This is a genomic window from Paenibacillus oenotherae (assembly GCF_019443105.1).
GTDB classification, from domain to species: Bacteria; Bacillota; Bacilli; order Paenibacillales; family Paenibacillaceae; genus Paenibacillus_Z; species Paenibacillus_Z oenotherae.
In genome coordinates, this window is record NZ_JAHZIJ010000009.1 from 13,149 (window position 1) to 35,361 (window position 22,213).

Genomic DNA, 22,213 nt, shown 5'->3' on the forward strand with positions numbered 1-22,213 from the left:
TCATCCCCGGCTCTATCTATTTTTTCGACTGGTTAATCGCAATTTGTTCCTTGATCTGACTAACCGCTTCATCCAGAATTTGCTTGGCGTCATTGCCCTGCGAGAGGAAGATAAGCGCGTTCTTCATCGGCTCCCACGTCTGTGAAATCTCCGGATTATTCGGTGTCGGCGTAGCGGATTTGACCTGCTCAGCTACAGCGGAGTAGTAAGGGTGGTTCGTAATTTTGTCACTTCCCAGGCCGCTTAGCGTAGCTGGAACTTCACCTGCCGTCTCAAAATAATGCTCAAGCGACTGCTGGTTCGTCATGTAGACAGCAAGCTTCTGGCCCCATTCCTTGTTCTTGGAGAAAGGAGAGAGAACCCAGCCTTTAATACCAAGGAAGGATGGCGGACGCTGGCCGTTCTCCAGCTTAGGCAGCGGCGCTACACCCAGCTTGTCGCCGAGTGAATCCGTGTAGTTCTTCAGAGAAGAAGGCACGGATACGACAGCTCCTACAGTACCTTGCTTGAACAAGCCATCCATAATATCAGTCGTAATGGATTGAGGAATGTAACCCTTCTGGAACCATTTCTGAATCAGCTTCGCGCCTTGTACCGACCCTTCATTGTTCAGGCCGATATCGGTTGCGTCATAGCCTTTCTCATCATTGTATCCGAACACATAGCCGCCATTGCCCTGCATGAACATATTGCCGTAGTAGAAGTTGATGCCATCCAGGATAAAGCCGTATTTATTCTTCTTGGCGTCATTAAAGGTATCGGAGAATTTCTCCAGATCAGCCCATGTCTCCGGCGCCTCTGGCAGCAGTTCTTTGTTGTAGTAAAGAACAGCCGTCTCGACAACCATCGGCAGGTTATAGATTTTGCCCTGCTGGGTAACCGCTTTGATTGTATCCTCTGAATAATTTTTCAGAACCTCTTCATCCAGGTTGAATGGCTCGGCAAGTCCTTGCAGCACATTCTTGCCCATGGAATTATGCGTTGCCCACCACAGGTCCGGTCCTCTTCCTGCTGGTCCGTCCAAGGAGAAGGATTTGGCTTGCTCACGCGCATTGACAGGCACGACCTTAACCTTAACGCCTGTCTCCTGCGTAAATTTCTCGGTAATTTCGCGAATAGCCTGGAGTTCTTTCTCCGCCTCATTCGCCCAGATCGTCAGTTCCTCAGGCTTTGCCGCCTCGGTATTATTCGTCTGGGAATTCGTCTTTCCCGTATCAGTGCCCTTATTATTCTCGCGATCTGGACCGCAAGCCGCAACTACAAGCGCAAGGATAGAAATAACTACGATAACGGATGTTTTTCTTAACATCGAATATCCCCCCATGAAATGTGTTAGATTAATCAGAAACGTGAGGACCCAGATGGGCCGTATGCACTTTGGCAGACTCACACGTGCCATCAGCATTCATAGTGAACTCAACAACTCCCGCATTGTAGACCGGAATCTTGTCGCCGGGATTGGCGCTGCGCTTCAAATCCGCCGTAGACTGGCCGTGTCCAAACACAACAATATGTTCATCCGTTCCTGCTCTTGGGGCAAGATGAGCATCGTAGAAGGTTTGCACCCGCGCTCCGACAATGCGCTTATCCTCCGGCCATACAGGCCACCATTGCTTGCTCTTGTCATGCGTTTCGATAAACGCCGTTCCCGGGTAAACGCTTTCAATCTCGCTGCAGCTTTGCCAATCATAGTCTCGGTAATCTGTCCACTCCTCCAGAAACATCTCAGACATCTCTGGAACGAGAATAATGGGCAGGCTATGCGCCTTGGCAAGCGGCAATGCGGTAAGAATCGTTCTACGCAGCGGACTGCAATAGATCGCTTTAATATTAATATCCTTGAAGAAGGTCGGAATCTGTTCGGCCTGCCAATATCCTACCGGTGACAACTCGCAGTTTGCCCCTCCGCCTTGCTTAATATTCATCGTTGATTGTGCGTGTCTGATGACGTACAAATGCACTGAGGTATTCACCTCCTTTCAATATGGTTAATCACGCCCCGTTCAGGCAGCAGTGATGGGGCGCGGCGGGATGATGGACTGCCAGCACGAGCGCCCCTTCTTACGTCTGAAGCGACAGCCCGATGCCCTGTTGAATTACGTCTGAAGAGACAGCCCAATGCCCTGTCGAATCACGTCTGAAGAGACAGCCCGATGCTCTGTCGAATCACGTGCGAAAAGCCAGCTCCAGATGCTCGGTCAGATTCAGCTTGCGCACTTCCGTCCCGTCGCTCTTGATCACAAAAATATTCACATTCGTGTTCGATTGATGAAAGCTGACCTGCGCCCCGCTGGATATGTGCAGTATCTCCCGGATCAAGTAATCATTAAACGATCCATGCGCGAACATAGCGATGCAGTCATTCTCGTATTGCGGCTCGCGGAGCTTCTGAATGATTGCCTTCGCCCGCTCGCATACCGTTGCAGGTGTTTCACCACCAGGATAACACCAGCCGTCCTCTTCCATGCTTGGGCACACGACAACTTCCGGATACAGACATTCCCATTCCAGCTTCGAAGGCCCTATGTAAGCGCTGCCTTCACGGTATTCATAAAGATCCTTCCACAGCTCGATCTGCAGAGACAACGCTTCGGAGAGCGGCTGAGCCGTTTGAACCGCTCGCACCAAAGGACTTGAAACGATACGTGTAACAGGCTTTTTGCTCACATACTTGGCCACTTTCTCGGCTTGCTTCATACCTAGCTCGGTTAAGGGTGAATCCGGCATATCCTCATGAACCCTGATGTTGCCCACAGACTGACCGTGTCTAATAAGAATTAATTCCATTTGACCTCCAAACGAGTGAATCATGATGCGCTGACAATTCAGCTTATTCAGCTTATCTGCCAGCAATGATTCAGATTCATGAAAATTAATGAAAAAATATCTGCAATAATTTCAAAATGTTTCATTTGATTTCATTTATATTAAATCATAATTATTGAAATTTGTGAAGTGCCTTTTCAATATATTTTCAGCCTTGCTTCATGGGAATTGAAGGATCAAGGATGCCAAATCCTACTTATTCTCAAGGATTTTCGTTGAATTCCGGGTTTTTTCAGCACCTGAAATCGACAATGATTCTTTCTCATTATGTTTTCACTATTTTTCATATCATATTTCACAATTTTCATTGTTATTCCATCTCATTACCTTCAACACAAGGAAATCGGGAAATTCGGGAGGACTTCCCTTTAACCGGGTTTCTAACTATCATGTACGAGTAACTGACTGCAACACATCCGGTTGGTAGAAAGCGGGGAACCTGCGAAAGTGCAGGAATTTTGGTCAAAAGAAGTCATAGAAGGCAGAATGCCTGCGATTAAGCAGGAATATATGGCGGATTAAGCTGCTATCGGGGAAATACAGCGAAATGCCTGCACTTTGGCAGGCATTCGGTCATCAGCAGGCTGAAATGAAAAAAAACCTGCTTTCTAGCAGGAATGCTCGCCGATAAGGGAGCCAGGCCCCCTCGGAAAGGGTCGTTTCAACAGCAGAGGGACGCCTCTGATCGGCATCCCTCTTCTATATCGTGCCACATGTTGTCGCTGCTCATTAGATTAGCTTTGGTTGCGGTAAGCGTTGATCTCCGATTCGCCCTGATGCAGTTCCTTGATCATATTTTTGTAAAAGCTGCTTTCCTGTCCGCTCAATCCCTGCTTGTTGCTCTTCAGAATCATGCTGCCGATATTGCGCTTCAGAATTTCATTCCGACGTCTCATCATTTCAATATAAGTCAAGATAAGTACCTCCATCTGCTGCAAAATGATTGATCAATAATAAGTATAGCGCTCTTTATTTTCATTGAAAAATCCAATAGAGGACCTTTAGCTCTCCTGAGCCATGCTAGGCAACTATCGCCTCCCCTCACGGGAAGTATTCGAAGATATCCTGCCCCATCCTCCGGATTCCACCTAGATGAGCGCCAACAACCTTCTATTTATTACATTTTATTCTAGTATAAGTAATTTTAATGCCATTCTAACCAGGCTCAATACAGCAAAAGGCCGCCATTCAATCATCCTCTGTGATGACGGAATGGCGGCCTCTATTGTTTAGCGGATGAACAGTTCTGCCTAGCTGGGGTTAAACATTTTCACGATAAATGACATAGCTCGAGGGATTCTCTCTTACGAGCACCTGCAAACATTTCGGCTTATTCGGCATTTCTACAAGCGCATTTGCGACCAGATGATAGACAGTCTTGGCAATCCCTTCAGTCGTTGGGAACTGTCCGGCAAATTCCGGATGATCATTCAGCACCGAGAAGTCGAACCGCTGCACAAACGCATTGATGACACCGAAATTGACCAGAAAGCCTGAATCCTGAAGCTCATCGCCGACAAGTGTAATACTGACAATAAACGTATGACCATGCATATTGCGGGAGGGGCCTGCGGTCACGTGAGGATTGAAGTGCGCCGCCGCAAGCTCGATATCCTTGTTCAATTCGAATTTATAGGGATGCTGGACAGAGGGGTAATATTGAAAAAGCATATATAATCAGCTCCTTGTCTGTGATGCTATTAATGTCATTTTTATCATAGAGGTCATTGAAGCCATTCCACTCGCGTTCACTTGGCTAACATTGCATATTGCCCGACCGCGCGCAGGAGGCCGCCTGCCTTGCCAAAGCCGCCGCAGTTTCAGCAGCCGCACAAGCAGCTTCCACAATTAGCGCCCGGTTAGCAGCTGCCGACCGGCCTTCGGTAAAGCTCTCAATTGCCCGAATAATGTGTGGGGTCACGCCTTTTCCGCCTGAGAAGCCCTTCGCCCCGTCCAATGCGCGTTTAATGACCGCCTCAATCTCATCCTTATCAAATGCGCTCGCATGCGGAATCGAAGCCCCCAGAACAATTCCCGTCCGCAGACCGAGCCCCCAGTGGGCCGCCGCCATTGCCGCAATTTCCTCACCATTGTCAACCCGAAGCGCCGGATAATCCGAATCATGCACAAAGTAGCCGGGAAACCGCTCATTCTTATAAGACCATACCGGGACTCCAAGCGTCTCCAGCGCCTCCAGACTTTTGCCAATATCGAGAAATGTTTTGATTCCGCCGCATGCCATAATGACAGGTGTGGAGCCCATAATCGTCAGATCCCCGGAAATGTCCCATGTATCTCCGACATCGCGATGGACACCGCCGAGCCCTCCGGCAAGCGCAACCCGGATGCCAGCTTTGTGCGCAGCCCATGCTGTTGTCGCAGCAGTCGTGCCGCCGCTGTATCCCCTCACCATCGCCGCACCGAGATCAGCCGTCGTCAGCTTGACATTACCCTCCGCCTTCGCCAGCCGTTCCTGCTCTGCCCGCTCCAACCCGACAATCAGCTTGCCCTCCGACAGAGCTACAAGTGCCGGTTCCGCACCGCCTGCACGGATATGATGTTCAATTTCCAAGACCAGATCGAGCGCATGCGGATAGGACAGGCCGTGCGTGAGCAAAGTGGATTCCACCGCAACGACCGCCCTCCCTTGTTCAAGCGCCGCCTGAATTCGGGGCGAGAATTCCATACCTCCATCCCCCTAACTATAAAGTTTTACAGAGAACCATTCCCTTGCGAGCGTCGCAGACGCCGTAAGACGGTTCCTCCCGCCTATAGCCTATAGCTAACCGGCATTATTCCATACCGCTTATATATTGAGCATGAAGATATAGTCCTCGATTACTTTCACACCGCCGCAAATGAAGTGGCGAATATCGGCAGGGCCGCATCTGTGAACGACAGAGGAGACCCAATCATTGCTGTAGACGAAAGCGTCGCGGGTCATGTCCAGCACGAGAAAGGTGGCATCCTTCCCAGGCTCGAGCGCCCCCATGGCGCCATCAAGCTTGAGCGCCTTGGCGCCGGATATGGTCGCAGAGGTCAGCAAATACCGCGAATCAATCGACTTGGGATCCTGCGTTGCGCCCCGCGTCGAGCGGCTGGCCGTATCCATCTCCCGGAACAGGTCCGGACTGGAGAACATCATATTATCCGAGCCGATGGATACCGGAATGCCATTCCGGTAGAACTCATGCAGCGGCGGGATGCCGTCGCCGAGCAGCAGATTCGTGCGCGGACAGCACGCAATATGCTGCCTGCGCGCCTTCAGTTCGACCAGATCGGAGGCCGTCGCATGCGTCAGATGCACCATCAAGTCAGGCTCGAAGGCGAAAGCCCGCTTCACCTCGGTCGCCCCGTAGCGATTCATGGACATCTCCGCGTCTCTGGGCGATTCGCTTAGATGAATCGCCAGTATTTTGTCACCGGCAATCTCCCGCATCTGTTGGAACACTTCCAGCTCGAACGCATTAATGCTGGAGATGCCAAAGCCGTCCGCTTGCTCCGCGACCGCCTCCAGCTCCGCCCGCTTCAGATCATGCCCCGCTTTGTAATCCGCCATGGGCCGCCCCAGAATAACAGGACGGATCGGTAGCGCCCGGCTCGCTTCACGCAGTGCGCGAATGCCGTCCAGACCGCCCTCGCGAAAGTCCCCGAAGGCAGCGACGCCGCATTTCATCATTTCCTTCAGACCCTGCCGGATGGATGCAATCAGCCTCTCCTCGCTGAGCTGCTGAAGAAAGCGGTGCTTCAGCCCATGCGGAGGGGCAACGGCCTCTTCGACAAGCAGCCCGATGCCCAGCTCTTTGGCCGCAGTATCTCCGATATGGGTATGTGCGTCATAGAATGCAGGCACAACAAGCCCGCCCTCCAGATCAATGCCTTCCTCATAATGATCGCGTGTTATGGAGACGATCTTTCCTTTATCAACAATGATGGCCGCGTTCGGGAGCAGCTCCAGCTCCGGGCCCATCAGCACATTCGCATTTATATAAGTTTCCATTCCATATCCACCTCGGTCATTGTAATTGCAAGCCGCTGTTCCGCCATCACTTCTTCGATCTCCGCCAGCGAAGGATAGTACACCGAGCTGCCAGAGCGGCTGACGGCAACAGAAGAAGCAGCAGTCGCAAAAACAACGGCGTCCTCAGCGCCCCCGCCATGCAACAAACAATGCACGAACGCAGCGGCAAAAATATCCCCCGCAGCCAGCGAGTTGCTCGTCACAACGGGAATGGAGGGGCAAGCAATCAAGCGGCCGCCAGCGAGCACAATGCTCCCCCGCCTCCCTCTCGTGCATACAACCATAGCAGGTCCAAGCGCCGCAATCCGCAGCAGCTTATCCGCAAGCTCCTGCCCCTCCGGGCATAACAGCGCTACGGCTGGCTCATTAATAAACACAATATCCGTACAGGCCAGCGCCCGCCGGACACCCTCCTCACCCCAGCGCCGGATAGATGACGGCTCCACATCAAGCGACCGCGTAATCCCCATCCGGCCGCATTCTGCCAGCAAACGCAGCACATACGGCTCCAGAAACAAGTGGGTATGAATATGCTTCGTATGGGTGAGATCGAATACCGCCACTTCCTCCGGCCTGGGCAGACGCGCTCCATCAATTGGCGGCGAGAGCAGCACGGACTTCTCCCCCGTTCCATCAATCATGATGATAGCGGTTGGCGTCTGCGTATCCAGAATGTGGTTGAAGGAAGGCTCCACTCCTCTGGCCTCAAGCGTCTGCTGAAGCTGGCGCCCTATGGAGTCGTTGCCGAGCCACCCCAGAACGTTGGCCCGTGCGCCCAGCTTGGCGGATGTGATGGCAAAATGTACCGCAGGTCCGCCTGGCGACCAGGTCAGCGTCTCCGCGAACACCTTTTCGTCGTAACCTGGCAGACGGGGCACGATAAACAACCCATCCATCACAATATTGCCGAAAGTCAAAATTCTCTGATCCTCCATCACGACTCAACTCCCTGATCGGGCGGCATAAGCTGCCGCCGAATCCTTGATCTCAATGGCGGTCACCGCTCCTGTCGTATCTCCATGAAACAACAGCGCGTTCTCCACCACCAATTGAAGCTTCACCCGATCTCCGCTGCCTGGAATCCACTTGGAATGCACCAGCGCACACAGCTTCGTGCCGGAGCCCGCCGTCCGGATATGGACGAGCGCCGCCGAACCCAGATACTCCACCACATCCACAGTTGCAGCAATTCCGCCCCTCCCTTCATCCACTGGCGATAGAAGCACATCCTCCGGCCGAATGCCGAGCACGTAATCGCAATCCTCTGGCGGCACTCCCGTTCCGCAGCTAATTTCAAGGAAGGTATCCAGCACAGAGATGCCGACCGCTCCGCCGCTCCGCTTGCTGCGACAGGGGTACAGATTGATCGGCGGATCGCCGATGAACCCCGCCACGAACAGGTTCGCAGGTGACTTGTACAATTCGAGAGGCGTGCCAATCTGCTGAATGACCCCGTTCTGCAGCACTGCGATCCGGTCTGCCATCGTCATGGCTTCTTCCTGATCATGCGTGACCATAATCGTCGTAATGCCAAGCTCCTGCTGCAGCGCCCGCATCTCCAGCCGAATTTGCCGCCTTAGCTTGGCGTCCAGATTCGACAACGGCTCATCGAGCAGCAGCAGTGCGGGTCTGAGCGCAATAGCGCGGGCGATTGCAACCCGCTGCTGCTGCCCGCCCGAGAGCTGCTTCGGATACCGCTTCTCAAGTCCGGTCAGTCCGACGATATCCAGCACCGAACGGATACGCGCCTTGCTCTCTTCTGCTGCAGTTCGTTTGCATTTCAGGCCAAAAGCAATATTCTCTTCTACAGTCAGATGCGGGAACAGCGCATAATCTTGGAAAACAAAGCCGATGTTCCGCCGATTCGGAGGCAAATCCCCGATCTCCTCGCCTGCGAGAGAGATCGTTCCAAGATCCGCCGTCTCGAAGCCGCCGACCATTCTTAGAATGGTGCTTTTCCCAGAGCCGCTCGGTCCCAGCAGACAGATGAACTCGCCCGGCTCCGCCTGCAGATGAATATCACGAAGCACCTCTACGCCCCGAAAGGTCTTCGAAATCCGTTCCAGGCTCAATTGGCTCATCGCAGCTCCTCCTTTCGCCAGTCTATTTCTCTTGCCAACTCCTTCTTACGCACTCTTCTTATGAACTCTTCTTACTAGCTCTTCTTGCGAACGCTTCTTACTAGCTCCTCTTGCGAAATCATCTCACTAGCCCCTCTTACAGATTCTTCTTCAGCTCCGCATCCAGCAGCACAATGCCATCCAGCGCCGTTACAACTGCATGCTCGAAGCCCGCTCCGGCAAGAAACGGCTCTCCCGTTACAAAATTATCGCCAATCGCATTCACAACACCGCCGCGCAGTCCGAACAATGTCGTCAGCGTCAGCAGAATCGCCGCTTCGCGCTCGATATTGAGCACGCCTGCGCGGTGCCACAGCTCAAACTGCTCCTTATGCCGCTCCAGAATGTAGCCATTGCGTGCAGGACGGCCTACGCCGACATACTCCGAATCCACGGAGCGTGTAATGCCCAGATGATGCTTGAATCCGTTCCGCTCTGCCGCCTGCTTCATGCAGGCAACCAGCTGGTAATCGGCAATCGCCGGGAATTGCGCAGGCACATAGGCGTGGCTCGTCCCTTCATCCCGGACAGCACCTGTCGCAATTACAAGATCGCCAACGGACATTTGCTCCTGCAGACCGCCTGAGCCGCCAACCCGTATAAACGTGGATGCATCCGTATTCATCATGAAATCCATCAAAATAATTTCAAGCTCAGGCGCGCCGCTGCCGCAGGAGACAACCGTCACATCCACACCCTTGTAGGTTCCGGTGTAGGTTCTGCACATGCCGGTATCTGCGACCAGCACGCGCGTATCGAAGTGGTCCGCTACCTCCTCCGCGACATCCTTCTCACAGCCGTGCAGCGGATCTTTTACTACAAAAATGACATAAGGCGCCGCTTGCTCCGGCGTAATCCCTGTAAAAGCAGGCTTTCCATTTATCGTGAAAGGACCGATTTTGTTCAACATATGATCAACAACCTCCTGTATGGGCTCTTTGGCAACCTCTTAGAAATATCTCGACCAGCGGGCGAATCTCTCCCCAATGAGAGACAGGATGAAGATAATGAGCGTAATGATGGCCGACCAAGCGAGCACGATCTGGTTCAGCCCTTCGCTGCGCTGCTCTGAATAGACTCTGACCGGGAAAGTAGAGGAGCCCGAGCTGGAAATAAACATCGTTAGCGTCACATCTGTAAATGACATTAGAAATCCGAATATGGCTCCGACCAGCAGTCCGGGCATAATGAGCGGCAGCGTAATTCTGCGGAACGTCGTCCATCTGCCAGCCCCCAGACTGGATGCAGCCTCTTCAAGCTTAGGATTCATCTCGCGAAGGCTTTGAACGACAATTCGCAGAATAAAGGGCGTAATCATAACCGTATGCGCCAGCACCAGCGATAAGAAGGAGCCCGATAAGCCGATCATGCCGTAAAATTGCAGAAGGCCAAGCGACCAAATTACGAGCGGGAAGAACAATGGCGCCAGCAGCACCGTTTCCGCCAGCTTGCCGGAACTTCTCCGCAGCGCGATAGCTGCAGGCACCGATATAAGAAGCGAGAGTACAGCTGCAATCGAAGCAAGCTTCAAGCTGTTCATTATAGAACTGCGATACTCCGTATTGACGATCATCTCCTGGAACCACCGAAAGCTAAGTCCCTCAAGCGGGAACGAGAAATAGTCGGCCTTGTTGAAGGCCACCAGCACCATGAGCAGCATAGGCGCAAGCACGAATAGAAAAGCAAGCCAAACAAGGAAGCGATGGACCATTCGAAGCAGCAGCATCGATACCCGCCCGGGGGCCATAGGACGACTCATCCGCGATTCCTCCCCTGCAGCTTGACCGATCCGGTCAAGGACATCGTTACGATAATGAGCACGAGCAACAGCGCGATGGAGATGACCGAAGCGAACGACCAGTCGAAGATTTGAATCGCCTGCTGATAAATAATTTGGGCCAGCATTTGAATTTTGCCTTGCCCGATAATACCGGGTGTGGCGAAGGAACCGATCGTACCGCCGAACACGAGTGCGCTGCCCGCCATCATGCCTCCCTTAGTAAGCGGAAGGGTGACACGCAGGAAGGCGGTCCATGAATTCGCCCCGAGACTGGAGGCCGCATCCAGCACATTGACCGGAATTGAACGAAGCGAGTTGACGATTGACAGCACCATGAAGGGCAAGAAGCCATGAACAAGCGCGATCACAACCGCCGTGTACGTACCAAGGAAATTATAGGGCTGGTCGATCAGCCCGATATCCTTCAGGAAAGCGTTAATCGGCCCGTAGCGGGCGAACATCAGATACCAGCCGAGAGATTGCAGCAGCGCCCCGCTGAACAGCGGCGTGAGCACGATTGTAATCAGACTTGTTTTGACAAAGGACTTGGCCTTGTAGATGTGATAAGCGAGCACGTAGCCGATCACCAGGGACACGAGTACGACGATGACGCCCATCAGCAGCGTAATGCCAATGACTTTGATGAAATAGGGATCAGATACGAACCGGATGAAATTGGCCAGTGTCAGCTCTCTTTCCCACATGCTCTTCTCGGGCTGGTTGACCTGGATGCTGTTGATCAGCAGCACAATTGCGGGAATCAGGAAAACAAGCCAGTAGATGAGCATAGCGGGAGAGAGCAGCGCCACATAGGACCATAGCCGCCTTCTCGCAGCTGGCTTCGCTTTGATCGGCCCTCCAGTGATAATGTCTTCGCGCATCTGCCTCTCCCCCTTTCTCACATTATTTTTATGCCGGAGCTACTTCGCAAGAATTTCCGTATTCCACTTCTGCGTCCACTCGGAACGCTTGGAGATGATATAGTCCCAATCCAGCACTTCCAGCTTGCCTACCGCTTCAGGGCCATAAACAATTTTGTTTGTCAGGTCACCCTCTACCTTCACCTCTTTATTCGTAGGGCCGAAGAACAGGTCGGTGGCAAAATGCTGCTGCATCTCCACGCCAATCGCCAAATTGACGAACTCCTTGGCAAGCGCCTCATGCTTCGTGCCCTCGGCGATCACAATGGTATCCTTGGCCATCACCGGGCCCGGACTGTTCGGATAGACGAACTCTACCGGGAATCCTTTGCCGATATATTCATAGGCGTAGCTGTTGAAGATAGGCGCTGCAAGCACACTGCCGTTCTTCATCTCCAGGAACAGCTCGTCCAGATTGGAGTAGGTCATCGGTACAGGCTTCAGCTCCTTCAGCTTGTCGAAGTTGGCCCCGTCGTCCTTCTCTGTCTTGCCAAAAGCCTTGCCTGCCATCGCGATCAACGCATCGCCCTCGAAGCCGGGATAGGTCGGGAATGCAATCTTGCCCGCCAGCTCTGGTGTCCACAAGTCGGCCCATTCCTTAATTTCGCCCTTCACGAGCTCCTTGTTGTACACAATTCCGAGACCCATAAACGTCATTCCATAGCCATTCTCCTGTGCGGCCGGATAGAGCTGCGCGAAGTTCGGCAGGCTGGAATCGACAGGCTGGGCAACACCGTCATCGATTGCCTGTTTCGATTCATACAAGTTGAGGAAAGCGACATCCATCGTCGGATTGCCCTTCTCTGCATACAGCTTGGCCAGACGATCGCCAGTGCCTCCAAGCACAAGCTCCACCGTCGCGCCTTTCTTCTCCAGCGGCTCTACCGCGTATTTCTTGATCGTATCCGCATAGGAACCGCCCCACACGCCTACAACCAGTTTCTCTCCTTTATAAGGCTGATCATCCTCGGCTGGAGCTGGAGCATTATTGCCTCCGCCAGCTGTGCTGTTTCCCTCGTTCTTGCCGCAAGCGGCTGCAATTAACAATAACGCGACCATCATGACCGACACCCATGCGAATCTCTTTCTGCTCCTATCCATTCCAAGTCCTCCTCGTGATGAGTTGATAGTAAGTCTTGCAATGAATTATACGGATAGCGAAATAGTAATGTAAATTAACATAACATTGATTTGTGTTATAATCTTAAATAACCGAACTAATTTGTTCATTTATATAAAAACATACGGATTCTCATTCATTTCTAGTGAATGTCATCGCAGTTAATGTTATATTTCATAACATATTGAGTATTGAGAATTGATATAAAAGGAGGAGCCAAACGTTACAATCGATAACCAGCGATGACTTCAACTAAATTCAACTCGACTTTCAACTCGACAGGCAGAGAAAGAAGCCCCCGTAAGTGCAGGGATTTTCGGATGAATAAGCCATAGGCGGCTGAAAGCCTGCGAGAATGCAGGAATAGAAGGCAGAATTGACCGATAGAGGCGAAATACGAGAGAATGCCTGCACTTTGGCAGGTATTTGGTCTTCAGTAGACCATAACTCGAACATGGCTGCGCTTTGGCAGGCATTCTATTCTATATAAGTTGAAAGAAGCAGGGAATGATGCAGAAGAAGCATCAGCGCTCGCAGGAACCTTCCCCTACGCAGCAGCCTGGAAGTTCATTCAAGCGTTCAACAACGCAACATAGCCGACACCTTCCGTTCAATCACTCTAATTACGCAATATCGACGGCCTGAATATTATTTTTCATCACACACCAAATATAATTAGAAAGGAAGTTTACACCTATGCGCACTCGTTACGAAGGAACCGTCTGGAATGACCGTTTTTTGCCCCGTCTGACTACAGAAGAAATTGCAGCTATCCCCAAAGACACCGCTCTGCTCATTCTGCCGATCGCATCCGTTGAGCAGCATGGCAATCACCTTCCCGTCTTCACCGATTCCTTATTGAACGAAAGCCTTATCACTGGCGCGATTGAATTGCTGCCTGATGATGTGCAGGTATGGCTGCTGCCGCCGCTGCAATATGGCAAGAGCAACGAGCATACCGGGTTCTCCGGCACCTTCTCGCTCTCTACCTCGGCTCTGCAGGGCGTTCTTGCCGACCTCACCCGCAGCATGAAGGCTGACGGATGGAAGAAGCTCATGATTATTAACAGCCACGGCGGCAATCCGGAGATTATTACACTTGCGGCCCGCGATGCCAGAGTGGAGCTTGATCTTGAAATTTTTTGCGTGAATACAGGGGGCTTGTACGTCGAAGAATCATTGCCTGCACGGGAGCTGGAATACGGCATCCATGGCGGAGCATTGGAGACCTCGCTGATGCTGGCCGTGAAGCCGGATTGGGTGCACACCGACCGCTACACAGCTGAATATCCGGCATTCGCCGAATGCTCCTGCTTCAAGCTTGGGGGCGAAGTTTCCTTCAACTGGAAGACCAAGGATATCTCCCATACCGGTGTGATCGGCGACCCTGCGCTATCCACCGCCGAGGCCGGAGTTCAGATCTACCGCCGCGTCACCCGGCAGATCGCCGATATGATGCTGGCCGCCCTTGTATTCAAGACGCAACGATAAGAGCGCAAGCCATTCCCAGTACGAGAGGAGGGACAACAATGCATCTCACCGTAGAGGAAGCACTGCGTATTTATCCACTGAGCAAAGCCAGAATTGCAGCCGGGATCGAGGGCAAGGGGCGCATAATCAGATCGGTCAATACAATGGATGCTCCTGACGTCACAGACTGGGTCAAAACAGGGGAGATGCTGTTCACTACCGCCTTCGCCATCAGAGACACACCGGAGGATTTTCTCCGCATTCTTCAGAGGCTCAACGACCGGGGAGCGGCCGGTCTTGGCATTAAGCTCGGCCGCTATTGGACCGAAATTCCGCCAGTGGTGATCGAGGAAGCGAACCGGTTGAATTTCCCCCTGCTGGAGCTGCCCTTTGAGTTCACCTTCTCCGATCAGATGAATGCCTTGATGCAAGCGGAGATCGAGAAAAGCACGAAGAAGCTGCATGACGCCTTGGACAAGCAGAAGAATCTTATGCGGTTCGCGATGCAGCCCGGCGATTCCTCGCAGCATTTTCAGCAGATTGGCGATATTCTCGCCCATCCCATCGTGGTTATCAGCGCCAGGGGGCAGATTCTGTACAATACGAGCGATTGGCCGGAGACCGAGCTGCTGCTCAATTGGCCATGGATTCCCAAATATCAGAAGCTGCGCAGCGCGAGCGGCTGGCGCTGTACAATCCCGTTAATGGAGGAGGGGGAATGCTACGGATTTCTGATGGTAATGCCGCGTCATGCGAGCGCCATTCAGGAGGAGGAGGGGCTTTTTCATCAGGCGGCGGAAATTTTATCGTTTCATATGGACCGGTTCCAGGATGAGCGCCAGTCCGTATCCGCTTACCGGTGGACCTCCATTCTGGAGCGCTATCTGCTTGGAAGAATGCTGCCGGAGGCATTCCTTGAGCAGTCCCGGGCTGTTCTCGGAGATTCGGCTCAAGCAGCGGTCTTCCTCTGTGTAATGACCTGCTCCGAGCAGGATGATGGGGACGGGCCCAACAGAGGATTGCGCAAAATTCGCCGGGATCTGATGTACCATCCTTATCTATCGAAGGTAAGCTCCCATCACTTGTTCATGGCGGAGAGGATGGTGTCGATCTTCACCCTTACAGAGAGCGGCATGTCCGTATCCGCTCATCAGCAGGGAATCGTCGCCAGCTTCTCGGAAGTGCTGGAATCAGGGAGCAACGAAGGATTCCGCTGCTTCGTCAGCAACCCCAAGTTCGAGCTGGAGGAGCTGCTGGAGGCTTATGGAGAATGCGAGAAAGCGCAGGACATCAGCAATCGCCTTTCCTTCGAGCGTACCGTCACCCTGTTCTCGGATCTGGAGCTTAACTATATTTTCCGGCACATTCCGCAGGACACCATGCAGCAATATTGCAACAATCTGCTGAAGCCGCTTAGTCATAAGGGAGAAGATTACACGTCAGAGATACTGCGGACGCTGGAGGTTTATTTTGCCAACGAAGGGCATGTCAATGAAGTAGCCAGACAGCTGTTCGTCCACCGCAATACCGTGCTGTACCGCCTTGAGAAGGCAGGCGAGCTGCTCGGGGTCGATCTGAAGAAGATCAGTGATCTTCTTCAGTTGAAGCTGGCCTTGGTGTTCCGGAGAATGATCAGCATAGAGAATAATAAACGAAGCGAGTAATCCGCTTTATTCGCAGCAAGGGTGTCCCGAAAGTCATCGAGAATGACGACGGGACACCCTTTTCCTAAACGTGAAACAAATTCGACAACTGGATATAATTGCATATCCATTTGAACCGAGCTGTTTGAAAGTGTAAAATATATACAATGAAGGTTGGTGAACAAGATGAGAAGCCATTTTCTAAGATTTTCATTAGCTTTTATCATTACCTATGTAATGCTGCTCGTTCTCATTGGAATTCTACAGTTTATCAGCAGTCAATAAGATAAATGATATCATCAGGGCAGGCTGGTCTTCGGAGTCCAACTGAGCGTAACCCAACCAGCCTTCACCCTGCAGATTCCAGACTCTTCAGCAATTCGTACAAATGATCGACCGACCGCATCGCATATTCGAACCGTACTGGCCGGCCATTGCGGAGCAGAACCAGACACGGAACGCTGGAAATCCGCCACTCCTCACGCAGCCTGGGGGCATAATTGATATTTAACTTGGTGATCTCCACAGCAACAGTCGTTGCCGCGACGATTTCGAGCATTCGCTCCGCTATCTTGCACGTTCCGCACAGCGGGGTGAACATAAGCACAGCCCCCGTCACCGATTCATCCCCGTCATGCCAGCCCAATAAGCGCAGTACATCCCCTTCATTCACTTCGTGTATGCCTGTCATTAGAGGTTCCTTTCCCGTTCCATAATTCCTTCCTCCAAACGATAGAACAGGTCCAGCCAAAAAGCAACTCCTCCCGCTGCAGCCGCACTATCCCAGGTTAATTTCGCGAGCCGTGTTTGCGGCCAATCCAGACAATAATCGGCGTCCCGATGATAGTCGGAATGAACCATAAGAGCAAGGCAGGGAGATCATTCAGCAGCGGTATCCGGTGTCCGTTAACAACCAGAATCGCTGTCATGATAGCGATGTAGGATCCCAGCATTCCGCCGATATGCCTGCCGATCCAATTCGTTCTCCGCCGTTTGCCCGCCACATATCCGAACAAAGCCAGGCCGTATGAAAAAATGCCGATAAAAAACAGATACGCGCTCGACTCCCAGTGCAAAATAGCCATCCATATGGAGGTGACGAAGATAACGACATATACAGCATGATAAATTTCCCCGAAACCCGTGTGGAGCCCTTTCCTTTTCCTGACCAGGGCTGCGCCTATCCCTGCTGCGAGACATACAAACCCTGCTGCAATATGAATAACAAGCAATACTTGAAAAAGATCCATGCCTCATCATCCTCATCCTATCGAAATGTGAATGCAGACTGGCTGCGCCTTGCCATGCCCTCATTCGACCGGGATGGCATCCAACAAGGTGTGCATCCGATCCGGCTGCGTCTTCCCTTTCATTCTAGAGCGCCATCCCCCTTCATCATAGTGAAGATAGTCACCACTTCATAATGACTTTTGTATGCTCCAGGCTACAGCTCGCCAAGGCCAATCATCGTCATGCAGCGCGATACGGCGCGCCCGGAGCTGTGCGTTGTGTTGCACTCGTGCATCTGCGATTTACATGCAATACAAAAAACAGCCGAAACCAACAAAATCGGCTGTTGTTATTCATTTTTTCTACAATAAGGAGGAGACCGCGAGCGGGGGAGCATTCTGGAGAAGCGAAGCGTTCGCCTTTGTCCAATGACAACAGCGATCGGAAGAAAGCTCCGCCCTGCGAGCGCCCGCGCCTTCCCTTTTCTACGAATTAGCCGCAGCAGACAACGGGTACCGGTAAGGCTTCTTCGTTTCGCGATCTGCGAGACTGACCATGACGGATTCCGGCTTCACGTGGGCGATCAATCCCATTGCTTCTACGAGACTGACCATCTCGGCCACATAAGCTGCCGTCTTATTTTTGATTTTGTCCGTGCCGCCGTCAATATCAATGAAGAACTTGATGTCGGCTCCTCCATCCATATAAGGAAGGATCATATCCTCCAGCAAGACACGATAGGCATAATCGAAGTGCACGGCAATTTCTTGGCTATAGGTCGTTTCCAGCAATAATTTCTCCTGAACAGCGTTTATTTCTCTCGGCACAATCACTTGACGGCTGCACAGCCACGCCCCTTGTCCTACGCGGTATGCAACGATGAACGTCACAAATTTCGTGTGCCCGCTGTGCACTTGAGCGTCTGTTGTGATAACCAGATTGTAGATCGCCCTCGGATCTTGAGCTATAAACCCGGCGATTCGATCCATGACCTCTTGAATATCAAGGTTCTGTTCAGATAAATTACGGAATGTCGTTTCGTGAATCATTGGAAAAGATCGTCTTTGTTTTTTCATTCGGTTCACCTGTACTGCAAAGTCGGCTTCTTCCTTTCTATGAGTGGATTTATGCGCCTCAAGGGACTTGAACCCTTATCGTCCTTCGACCACGGATTTTAAGTCCGCTGCGTCTGCCATTCCGCCAGAGGCGCGTTGTAATTGTAATCAGGCAAGAACTCTGCCTCTGAGCTGCGTAAGCGTATTTGGCGGTCCCAAGGGGATTTGAACCCCTGACCTCTGCACTGACAATGCAGCGTTCTGCCAGACTGAACTATGGGACCAGATTTGGTAACGTGGACGGGGCTCGAACCCGCAGATCCGGACGTGAAAGGCCCGTGTGTTATTCCAGTTTCACCACCACGTCATAATTTGGTAGGGATGGCCGGACTTGAACCAGCGGCCTCTAGTATCCAAAACTAGCGTTCTGCCAAACTGAACTACATCCCTGTATGGTGGGAGGAGACGGATTTGAACCGCCGAACCCAAAGGGGAGCTGGATTACAACCAACCGCGTTTAACCTCTTCGCTATCCTCCCGAATTACAATGCCGGCGAAAGGATTCGAACCTTCAGCCTACCGATTAAAAGTCGGTTGCTCTGCCAACTGAGCTGCGCCAGCTTATTGGACTCGGTAAATCCTTGCTTGGAGAGGGTTAGCCTCCCGCTGATTTTTTACAGCTTGTGTTTCGTTCAGCCACACCACCTCTTGAACCCTTACTAGTGGCCGACTCACACTCTGCGAACCGAATCAATGCGTATGAATAATGCGGCCAGCGGGACTCGAACCCGCAAATGAGCTTGCGCTGCACGGGCTTCTTAGACCCGCATGTCTTCCATTCCATCACAGCCGCATGGCTGCCCTTCTTGGGATCGAACCAAGGATCGCGGATTCAAAATCCGCTGCCTTCCCACTTGGCTAAAGGGCAATTGGGGAGAACCGAGCGAGGTACCAGGGCCACAACCTGGCGTGTTAGCCACTTCACCACGATCTCCATATGTATTGGTGACGCATGGGGGAATCGAACCCTCCGTTCCAAGATTGAAAGTCTTGAGGCTTAGCCACTTGCCAAATGCGCCATATTATAAAATTTTTAACATGGTCTTCGTCCCCGCTATTTCACAGCTAAAACGCCGCCGATACAAGAACGTATGTTCTTTTTGTACCAACAAAAAAGACTACTGCCCTCTTCATGGTTCCATTGTGCAGCATGCGTCAATGGAGCGAGCCCCTTTCAACAGTATGCACAAATGAACCACTTGCTTGGATGCAAGTAGCCTTACGTATCTAATCAATATTCATCGGATTATATTAGAACGGTCCGTGATTGTTGATCACGCCAGCACCGCTCCTCCTCTTAGGGAATTCGAACGGACTGAACGCGGTACGTAAAAGCTACCGATAATCGGCTTGATATAGGGCATTAGATTGCTCTCAAATAACCCTATGATGCTAATCTCATCCTGCTTATCTATGCCATAATCACAGCGGCCTGCAGGTTTAATCGGTTGATGATTCGTTAGTTCGTCATAATGACGGATTAAGAGTTCTCTCATGACCTATACCTTCCTTTCCCAGTAAAATTTATCGCAACCCGCAATCGCGCTGCTCCAAATAATTCATATTGCATACGGAATACCGCAATACCGCAATATCGCAATACCGCAATACCGCAATACCTAACACTGCAACAACTTAACATGCCGTGTTTTCATCGTTTATTCTTCATCGCTTTAACGCTTTAGTGTTTTATCGTGTTGCTGTTACGATATTATCATCCCATTTTTATACTGTCAATACTTTTTTTGAAATTTTATTATCAGCTATGTCGAACAATACAGTTTATATGCGCAAACGAAAGGGACCGCTGAACGTTCCAGCGGTCCCTGTTATATCCCCAATAAAGAGGCTCCCTCAATCCATCGAAATGATTGTAGTCAATCATACGATCCCAATAAGGTATAACTGCCGCGCGATGCGTATAGAGGCTTCTGAGCATCAAGAAATAAATGGCCGCCCTTAATCGGGCTCCATTCATTATTGCGCTCATATCCATTCGGATTAATAGCCTTTATCACAACCACGCACGCTCCTCTCTTCTTTGTCCCTTAATTTTCCTAATCCTAATCCATTGACTCGCAGCATGTCAAGCAATTTTTTCCAGATCATAGAACCGCAAGCAGGCAAATCCTCCAACAGCAGCTCAAAACATCAACTCAGCATCATTCATAACGCTATAAGCAGGAATGATCCTTTCTCAGCGTGAAAACCAAGGAAAGCTTCAGTTGCATGCAGGAATTATCGTGTCACAGACAGCGGCAATTTGAGACCATGCGAGGGGCCAAGTTACAAAACGCGGCATAAGAAGGCGAAGTGAGGATTAGCGGTATAAGAAGACGAAGTGACGATCAGCGACATAAGAAGCCTAGAAGCCTGCGAATGTGCATGAATTTCGGTGAAAAGACGCCTAAAATATAAAATCCCTGCAGACATGCAGGAATTTGAGGAAAAACTGGCCCGATAATGGAAACTAGGATGAAATACCTGCTCTCTGGCAGGCATTTCATCCTCAGCAGGCCAGTAACGGGGAAAAGCCTGCGGTTTCGCAGGCATATCTCGTATCTCGTATCTCGCATCTTGTATCTCACATCTCGTATGTCGTATCTCGTATCTCACATCTCGTATCTCACATCTCGTATCTCAAATCTCGCGTGTTTCGATTGAAGAGAATGCGCAGACAGAGGAATTTAGCGAGAGTGCCCGGCTAGAAATATCGGATATGACGCTGCTTGTGAAGCTGGATGGCGAGAGCAGGCATAGCCTAGCTGTAATCACGCGCGATTGTGGAGTGCTGCAACAGCACAATTGCGTCACCGCAACCGATCGGCTATAACGGGGAGCCAACTTCACGATGCCATTGTCCATTTTCCCGTGGCGCAGTTGCCTGACGTCCATAACAGCCATGCTTGCTCCCACAGGAATCAGTCAGTAATACCGCTATTTAGAGGGAATCCAGATATTTGCTCCCTGGTCTCTCTTCTGCATACTCCTCCATCACCTTGGTCCAAGCCGCGATATGGGAGGCGCCAACCTTGTCGATGATGGCCTGCAGCTGTTCCATTTGCACTGCTGTAAGCTCCTGCAGCAGCTCCGATCCGCTCCCGGTCAGGTGCAGCCGCTTTATCCGTTTATCATGCGGATCTGAATCCGTCGTAATATAATTTTTCTCCCTCAGCTGCCTGAGCGGTACGTTCAACGCCTGCTTGGTGACCTCAAGAATCGTCAGCAGTTCATTGACACTAAGTCCGGGCAAATGGCCGATAAAAAAGAGAATCCGGTGGTGGACACGCTGTATCGCGTACTTCTCCGCTATTCTGTCCGGCTTCTCATTGAGACTGCGGTATGCAAAGAAAAATAGAGCGATTTTCTTATAAAGTGCATGCTCGTGTTCCGATGCCGTCACTGGTATTTAGCGCTCCTTCCATACTCCCTTTCTGTTTCAGTATATCAAAATAAAGGAATAGGTCAATCTTGTTGACGTATTCCCGAATGCCCTTGTATACTTAATAGGTCAATTTAATTGACCTATTAATAAGCCGAGCTTATACAAAGGGGGCAGTCGTGTTCCACCATCATAACGGAGCGCGGCCAAATCTATGAAAATCATAACCATTATAGTCCAAATCGGAATTCTCTACTTATTCTATCTGGCGGGCGAGTGGGTTCAAGAGCTCCTGAGCCTGACGCTGCCAGGGAGCATTCTCGGTTTGTTATTGCTGTGGGCAGCACTGCTATGCAAGCTTCTCCCTGCCAAGTGGATCGACTCCGGAGCGAACTTCATCCAGAGCTATCTGCCGCTTATCTTCATTCCGGCTACGATTGGCATTATGAATTATTTTAATATTTTCGCGGGCAAAGGAATGCTGTTGATTCTGGTCGTTATCGCCAGCACGCTCATTACGATGGTCGCAGCCGGCTACACCAGTCAATTCATTGTCCGCCTGGCCGGCAAAGGAAAGGAACTCTAA

22 protein-coding genes and 9 tRNA genes are annotated in these 22,213 nt (G+C 51.4%); 3 read left to right on the plus strand and 28 right to left on the minus strand.

Features of this window, described 5'->3' with window-relative positions:
* Positions 1-16 precede the first annotated feature (16 nt).
* The 13 genes from K0T92_RS13770 to K0T92_RS13830 all read right to left on the minus strand — a co-directional run bounded on the left by K0T92_RS13770 (position 17) and on the right by K0T92_RS13830 (position 12,768).
* Positions 17-1,309, minus strand: coding sequence for a sugar ABC transporter substrate-binding protein (locus K0T92_RS13770; RefSeq protein ID WP_219873066.1), 1,293 nt, complete (start codon positions 1,307-1,309; stop codon positions 17-19).
* Positions 1,310-1,337: 28 nt separating this feature from the next.
* Entirely contained in the window at positions 1,338-1,961 is a 624-nt protein-coding gene (locus K0T92_RS13775) for a histidine phosphatase family protein (RefSeq protein WP_219873067.1), read from the minus strand.
* A gap of 205 nt (positions 1,962-2,166) precedes the next feature.
* The gene (locus K0T92_RS13780) at positions 2,167-2,787 is read right to left on the minus strand and encodes a histidine phosphatase family protein (protein ID WP_219873068.1); all 621 of its coding nucleotides are present in this window, start codon (positions 2,785-2,787) and stop codon (positions 2,167-2,169) included.
* Positions 2,788-3,560: 773 nt separating this feature from the next.
* Complete coding sequence (locus tag K0T92_RS13785) at positions 3,561-3,740, minus strand: hypothetical protein (protein ID WP_219873069.1); 180 nt, start codon at positions 3,738-3,740, stop codon at positions 3,561-3,563.
* 346 nt (positions 3,741-4,086) lie between these two features.
* On the minus strand, positions 4,087-4,497 hold the full coding sequence (locus tag K0T92_RS13790) for a 6-pyruvoyl trahydropterin synthase family protein (protein WP_219873070.1): 411 nt from the start codon (positions 4,495-4,497) through the stop codon (positions 4,087-4,089).
* A gap of 85 nt (positions 4,498-4,582) precedes the next feature.
* Positions 4,583-5,512, minus strand: a complete 930-nt coding sequence (locus K0T92_RS13795) for a pseudouridine-5'-phosphate glycosidase (RefSeq protein ID WP_219873071.1) — start codon at positions 5,510-5,512, stop codon at positions 4,583-4,585.
* A 120-nt stretch (positions 5,513-5,632) separates the two neighbouring features.
* Entirely contained in the window at positions 5,633-6,826 is a 1,194-nt protein-coding gene (locus K0T92_RS13800) for an amidohydrolase family protein (RefSeq protein WP_219873072.1), read from the minus strand.
* Positions 6,811-7,782, minus strand: a complete 972-nt coding sequence (locus K0T92_RS13805) for a carbohydrate kinase family protein (protein WP_219873073.1) — start codon at positions 7,780-7,782, stop codon at positions 6,811-6,813. Before K0T92_RS13805 ends, K0T92_RS13800 begins: the two co-directional genes overlap by 16 nt.
* 6 nt (positions 7,783-7,788) lie before the next feature.
* Positions 7,789-8,928 (minus strand): ABC transporter ATP-binding protein, encoded by a 1,140-nt coding sequence (locus K0T92_RS13810; RefSeq protein ID WP_219873074.1) that lies wholly within the window; start codon positions 8,926-8,928, stop codon positions 7,789-7,791.
* Positions 8,929-9,064: 136 nt separating this feature from the next.
* The gene (locus K0T92_RS13815) at positions 9,065-9,877 is read right to left on the minus strand and encodes a nucleoside phosphorylase (protein WP_219873075.1); all 813 of its coding nucleotides are present in this window, start codon (positions 9,875-9,877) and stop codon (positions 9,065-9,067) included.
* 39 nt (positions 9,878-9,916) lie between these two features.
* Positions 9,917-10,726, minus strand: a complete 810-nt coding sequence (locus K0T92_RS13820; RefSeq protein ID WP_219873076.1) for an ABC transporter permease — start codon at positions 10,724-10,726, stop codon at positions 9,917-9,919.
* Positions 10,723-11,628, minus strand: a complete 906-nt coding sequence (locus tag K0T92_RS13825; protein ID WP_219873077.1) for an ABC transporter permease — start codon at positions 11,626-11,628, stop codon at positions 10,723-10,725. The genes K0T92_RS13820 and K0T92_RS13825 overlap by 4 nt, the downstream gene beginning before the upstream one ends.
* 39 nt (positions 11,629-11,667) lie before the next feature.
* Positions 11,668-12,768, minus strand: a complete 1,101-nt coding sequence (locus K0T92_RS13830; RefSeq protein WP_219873078.1) for an extracellular solute-binding protein — start codon at positions 12,766-12,768, stop codon at positions 11,668-11,670.
* A gap of 715 nt (positions 12,769-13,483) precedes the next feature.
* Here K0T92_RS13830 and K0T92_RS13835 point away from each other — a divergent pair.
* Entirely contained in the window at positions 13,484-14,278 is a 795-nt protein-coding gene (locus K0T92_RS13835) for a creatininase family protein (RefSeq protein WP_219873079.1), read from the plus strand.
* 38 nt (positions 14,279-14,316) lie between these two features.
* Entirely contained in the window at positions 14,317-15,921 is a 1,605-nt protein-coding gene (locus K0T92_RS13840) for a PucR family transcriptional regulator (RefSeq protein ID WP_219873080.1), read from the plus strand.
* A gap of 328 nt (positions 15,922-16,249) precedes the next feature.
* On the opposite strand, the gene K0T92_RS13845 is transcribed toward K0T92_RS13840, so the two are convergent.
* The 15 genes from K0T92_RS13845 to K0T92_RS13915 all read right to left on the minus strand — a co-directional run bounded on the left by K0T92_RS13845 (position 16,250) and on the right by K0T92_RS13915 (position 21,648).
* Positions 16,250-16,591: a thioredoxin family protein gene (locus K0T92_RS13845; protein ID WP_219873081.1), complete on the minus strand. Its 342-nt coding sequence runs from the start codon at positions 16,589-16,591 to the stop codon at positions 16,250-16,252.
* Positions 16,592-16,688: 97 nt separating this feature from the next.
* Complete coding sequence (locus K0T92_RS13850; protein ID WP_219873082.1) at positions 16,689-17,150, minus strand: DUF2306 domain-containing protein; 462 nt, start codon at positions 17,148-17,150, stop codon at positions 16,689-16,691.
* 465 nt (positions 17,151-17,615) lie between these two features.
* The gene (locus K0T92_RS13855) at positions 17,616-18,206 is read right to left on the minus strand and encodes a ribonuclease H-like YkuK family protein (RefSeq protein WP_246628153.1); all 591 of its coding nucleotides are present in this window, start codon (positions 18,204-18,206) and stop codon (positions 17,616-17,618) included.
* Positions 18,207-18,258: 52 nt separating this feature from the next.
* Positions 18,259-18,340, minus strand: a tRNA-Leu gene (locus K0T92_RS13860).
* A 52-nt stretch (positions 18,341-18,392) separates the two neighbouring features.
* A tRNA-Asp gene (locus K0T92_RS13865) sits at positions 18,393-18,469 on the minus strand.
* A gap of 5 nt (positions 18,470-18,474) precedes the next feature.
* Positions 18,475-18,552: transfer RNA gene (locus K0T92_RS13870), tRNA-Glu, on the minus strand.
* 6 nt (positions 18,553-18,558) lie between these two features.
* Positions 18,559-18,635 (minus strand) — tRNA-Pro (locus K0T92_RS13875).
* 3 nt (positions 18,636-18,638) lie between these two features.
* Positions 18,639-18,724 (minus strand) — tRNA-Tyr (locus K0T92_RS13880).
* A gap of 9 nt (positions 18,725-18,733) precedes the next feature.
* A tRNA-Lys gene (locus K0T92_RS13885) sits at positions 18,734-18,806 on the minus strand.
* Between the two features lie 146 nt (positions 18,807-18,952).
* Positions 18,953-19,038, minus strand: a tRNA-Leu gene (locus K0T92_RS13890).
* A gap of 1 nt (position 19,039) precedes the next feature.
* A tRNA-Gln gene (locus K0T92_RS13895) sits at positions 19,040-19,113 on the minus strand.
* Between the two features lie 75 nt (positions 19,114-19,188).
* Positions 19,189-19,264 (minus strand) — tRNA-Glu (locus K0T92_RS13900).
* A 255-nt stretch (positions 19,265-19,519) separates the two neighbouring features.
* Positions 19,520-19,741, minus strand: a complete 222-nt coding sequence (locus K0T92_RS13905; RefSeq protein WP_219873083.1) for a hypothetical protein — start codon at positions 19,739-19,741, stop codon at positions 19,520-19,522.
* Between the two features lie 381 nt (positions 19,742-20,122).
* Positions 20,123-20,263, minus strand: a complete 141-nt coding sequence (locus K0T92_RS13910; RefSeq protein WP_219873084.1) for a hypothetical protein — start codon at positions 20,261-20,263, stop codon at positions 20,123-20,125.
* Positions 20,264-21,186: 923 nt separating this feature from the next.
* Entirely contained in the window at positions 21,187-21,648 is a 462-nt protein-coding gene (locus tag K0T92_RS13915; RefSeq protein WP_219873085.1) for a MarR family winged helix-turn-helix transcriptional regulator, read from the minus strand.
* 193 nt (positions 21,649-21,841) lie between these two features.
* Between K0T92_RS13915 and K0T92_RS13920 the strand changes: the two genes are divergently transcribed.
* Positions 21,842-22,213, plus strand: coding sequence for a CidA/LrgA family protein (locus tag K0T92_RS13920; RefSeq protein WP_219873086.1), 372 nt, complete (start codon positions 21,842-21,844; stop codon positions 22,211-22,213).

Coding starts and splice junctions, on each gene's coding strand:
- K0T92_RS13825 (WP_219873077.1), bottom strand. CDS start 11,628: ATGCGCGAAGACATTATCACTGGAGGGCCGATCAAAGCGAAGCCAGCT.
- K0T92_RS13850 (WP_219873082.1), bottom strand. CDS start 17,150: ATGGATCTTTTTCAAGTATTGCTTGTTATTCATATTGCAGCAGGGTTT.
- K0T92_RS13800 (WP_219873072.1), bottom strand. CDS start 6,826: ATGGAAACTTATATAAATGCGAATGTGCTGATGGGCCCGGAGCTGGAG.
- K0T92_RS13790 (WP_219873070.1), bottom strand. CDS start 4,497: ATGCTTTTTCAATATTACCCCTCTGTCCAGCATCCCTATAAATTCGAA.
- K0T92_RS13770 (WP_219873066.1), bottom strand. CDS start 1,309: ATGTTAAGAAAAACATCCGTTATCGTAGTTATTTCTATCCTTGCGCTT.
- K0T92_RS13840 (WP_219873080.1), top strand. CDS start 14,317: ATGCATCTCACCGTAGAGGAAGCACTGCGTATTTATCCACTGAGCAAA.
- K0T92_RS13830 (WP_219873078.1), bottom strand. CDS start 12,768: ATGGATAGGAGCAGAAAGAGATTCGCATGGGTGTCGGTCATGATGGTC.
- K0T92_RS13820 (WP_219873076.1), bottom strand. CDS start 10,726: ATGAGTCGTCCTATGGCCCCCGGGCGGGTATCGATGCTGCTGCTTCGA.
- K0T92_RS13805 (WP_219873073.1), bottom strand. CDS start 7,782: ATGGAGGATCAGAGAATTTTGACTTTCGGCAATATTGTGATGGATGGG.
- K0T92_RS13855 (WP_246628153.1), bottom strand. CDS start 18,206: ATGAAAAAACAAAGACGATCTTTTCCAATGATTCACGAAACGACATTC.
- K0T92_RS13795 (WP_219873071.1), bottom strand. CDS start 5,512: ATGGAATTCTCGCCCCGAATTCAGGCGGCGCTTGAACAAGGGAGGGCG.
- K0T92_RS13835 (WP_219873079.1), top strand. CDS start 13,484: ATGCGCACTCGTTACGAAGGAACCGTCTGGAATGACCGTTTTTTGCCC.
- K0T92_RS13920 (WP_219873086.1), top strand. CDS start 21,842: ATGAAAATCATAACCATTATAGTCCAAATCGGAATTCTCTACTTATTC.
- K0T92_RS13845 (WP_219873081.1), bottom strand. CDS start 16,591: ATGACAGGCATACACGAAGTGAATGAAGGGGATGTACTGCGCTTATTG.
- K0T92_RS13810 (WP_219873074.1), bottom strand. CDS start 8,928: ATGAGCCAATTGAGCCTGGAACGGATTTCGAAGACCTTTCGGGGCGTA.
- K0T92_RS13780 (WP_219873068.1), bottom strand. CDS start 2,787: ATGGAATTAATTCTTATTAGACACGGTCAGTCTGTGGGCAACATCAGG.
- K0T92_RS13815 (WP_219873075.1), bottom strand. CDS start 9,877: ATGTTGAACAAAATCGGTCCTTTCACGATAAATGGAAAGCCTGCTTTT.
- K0T92_RS13905 (WP_219873083.1), bottom strand. CDS start 19,741: ATGAGAGAACTCTTAATCCGTCATTATGACGAACTAACGAATCATCAA.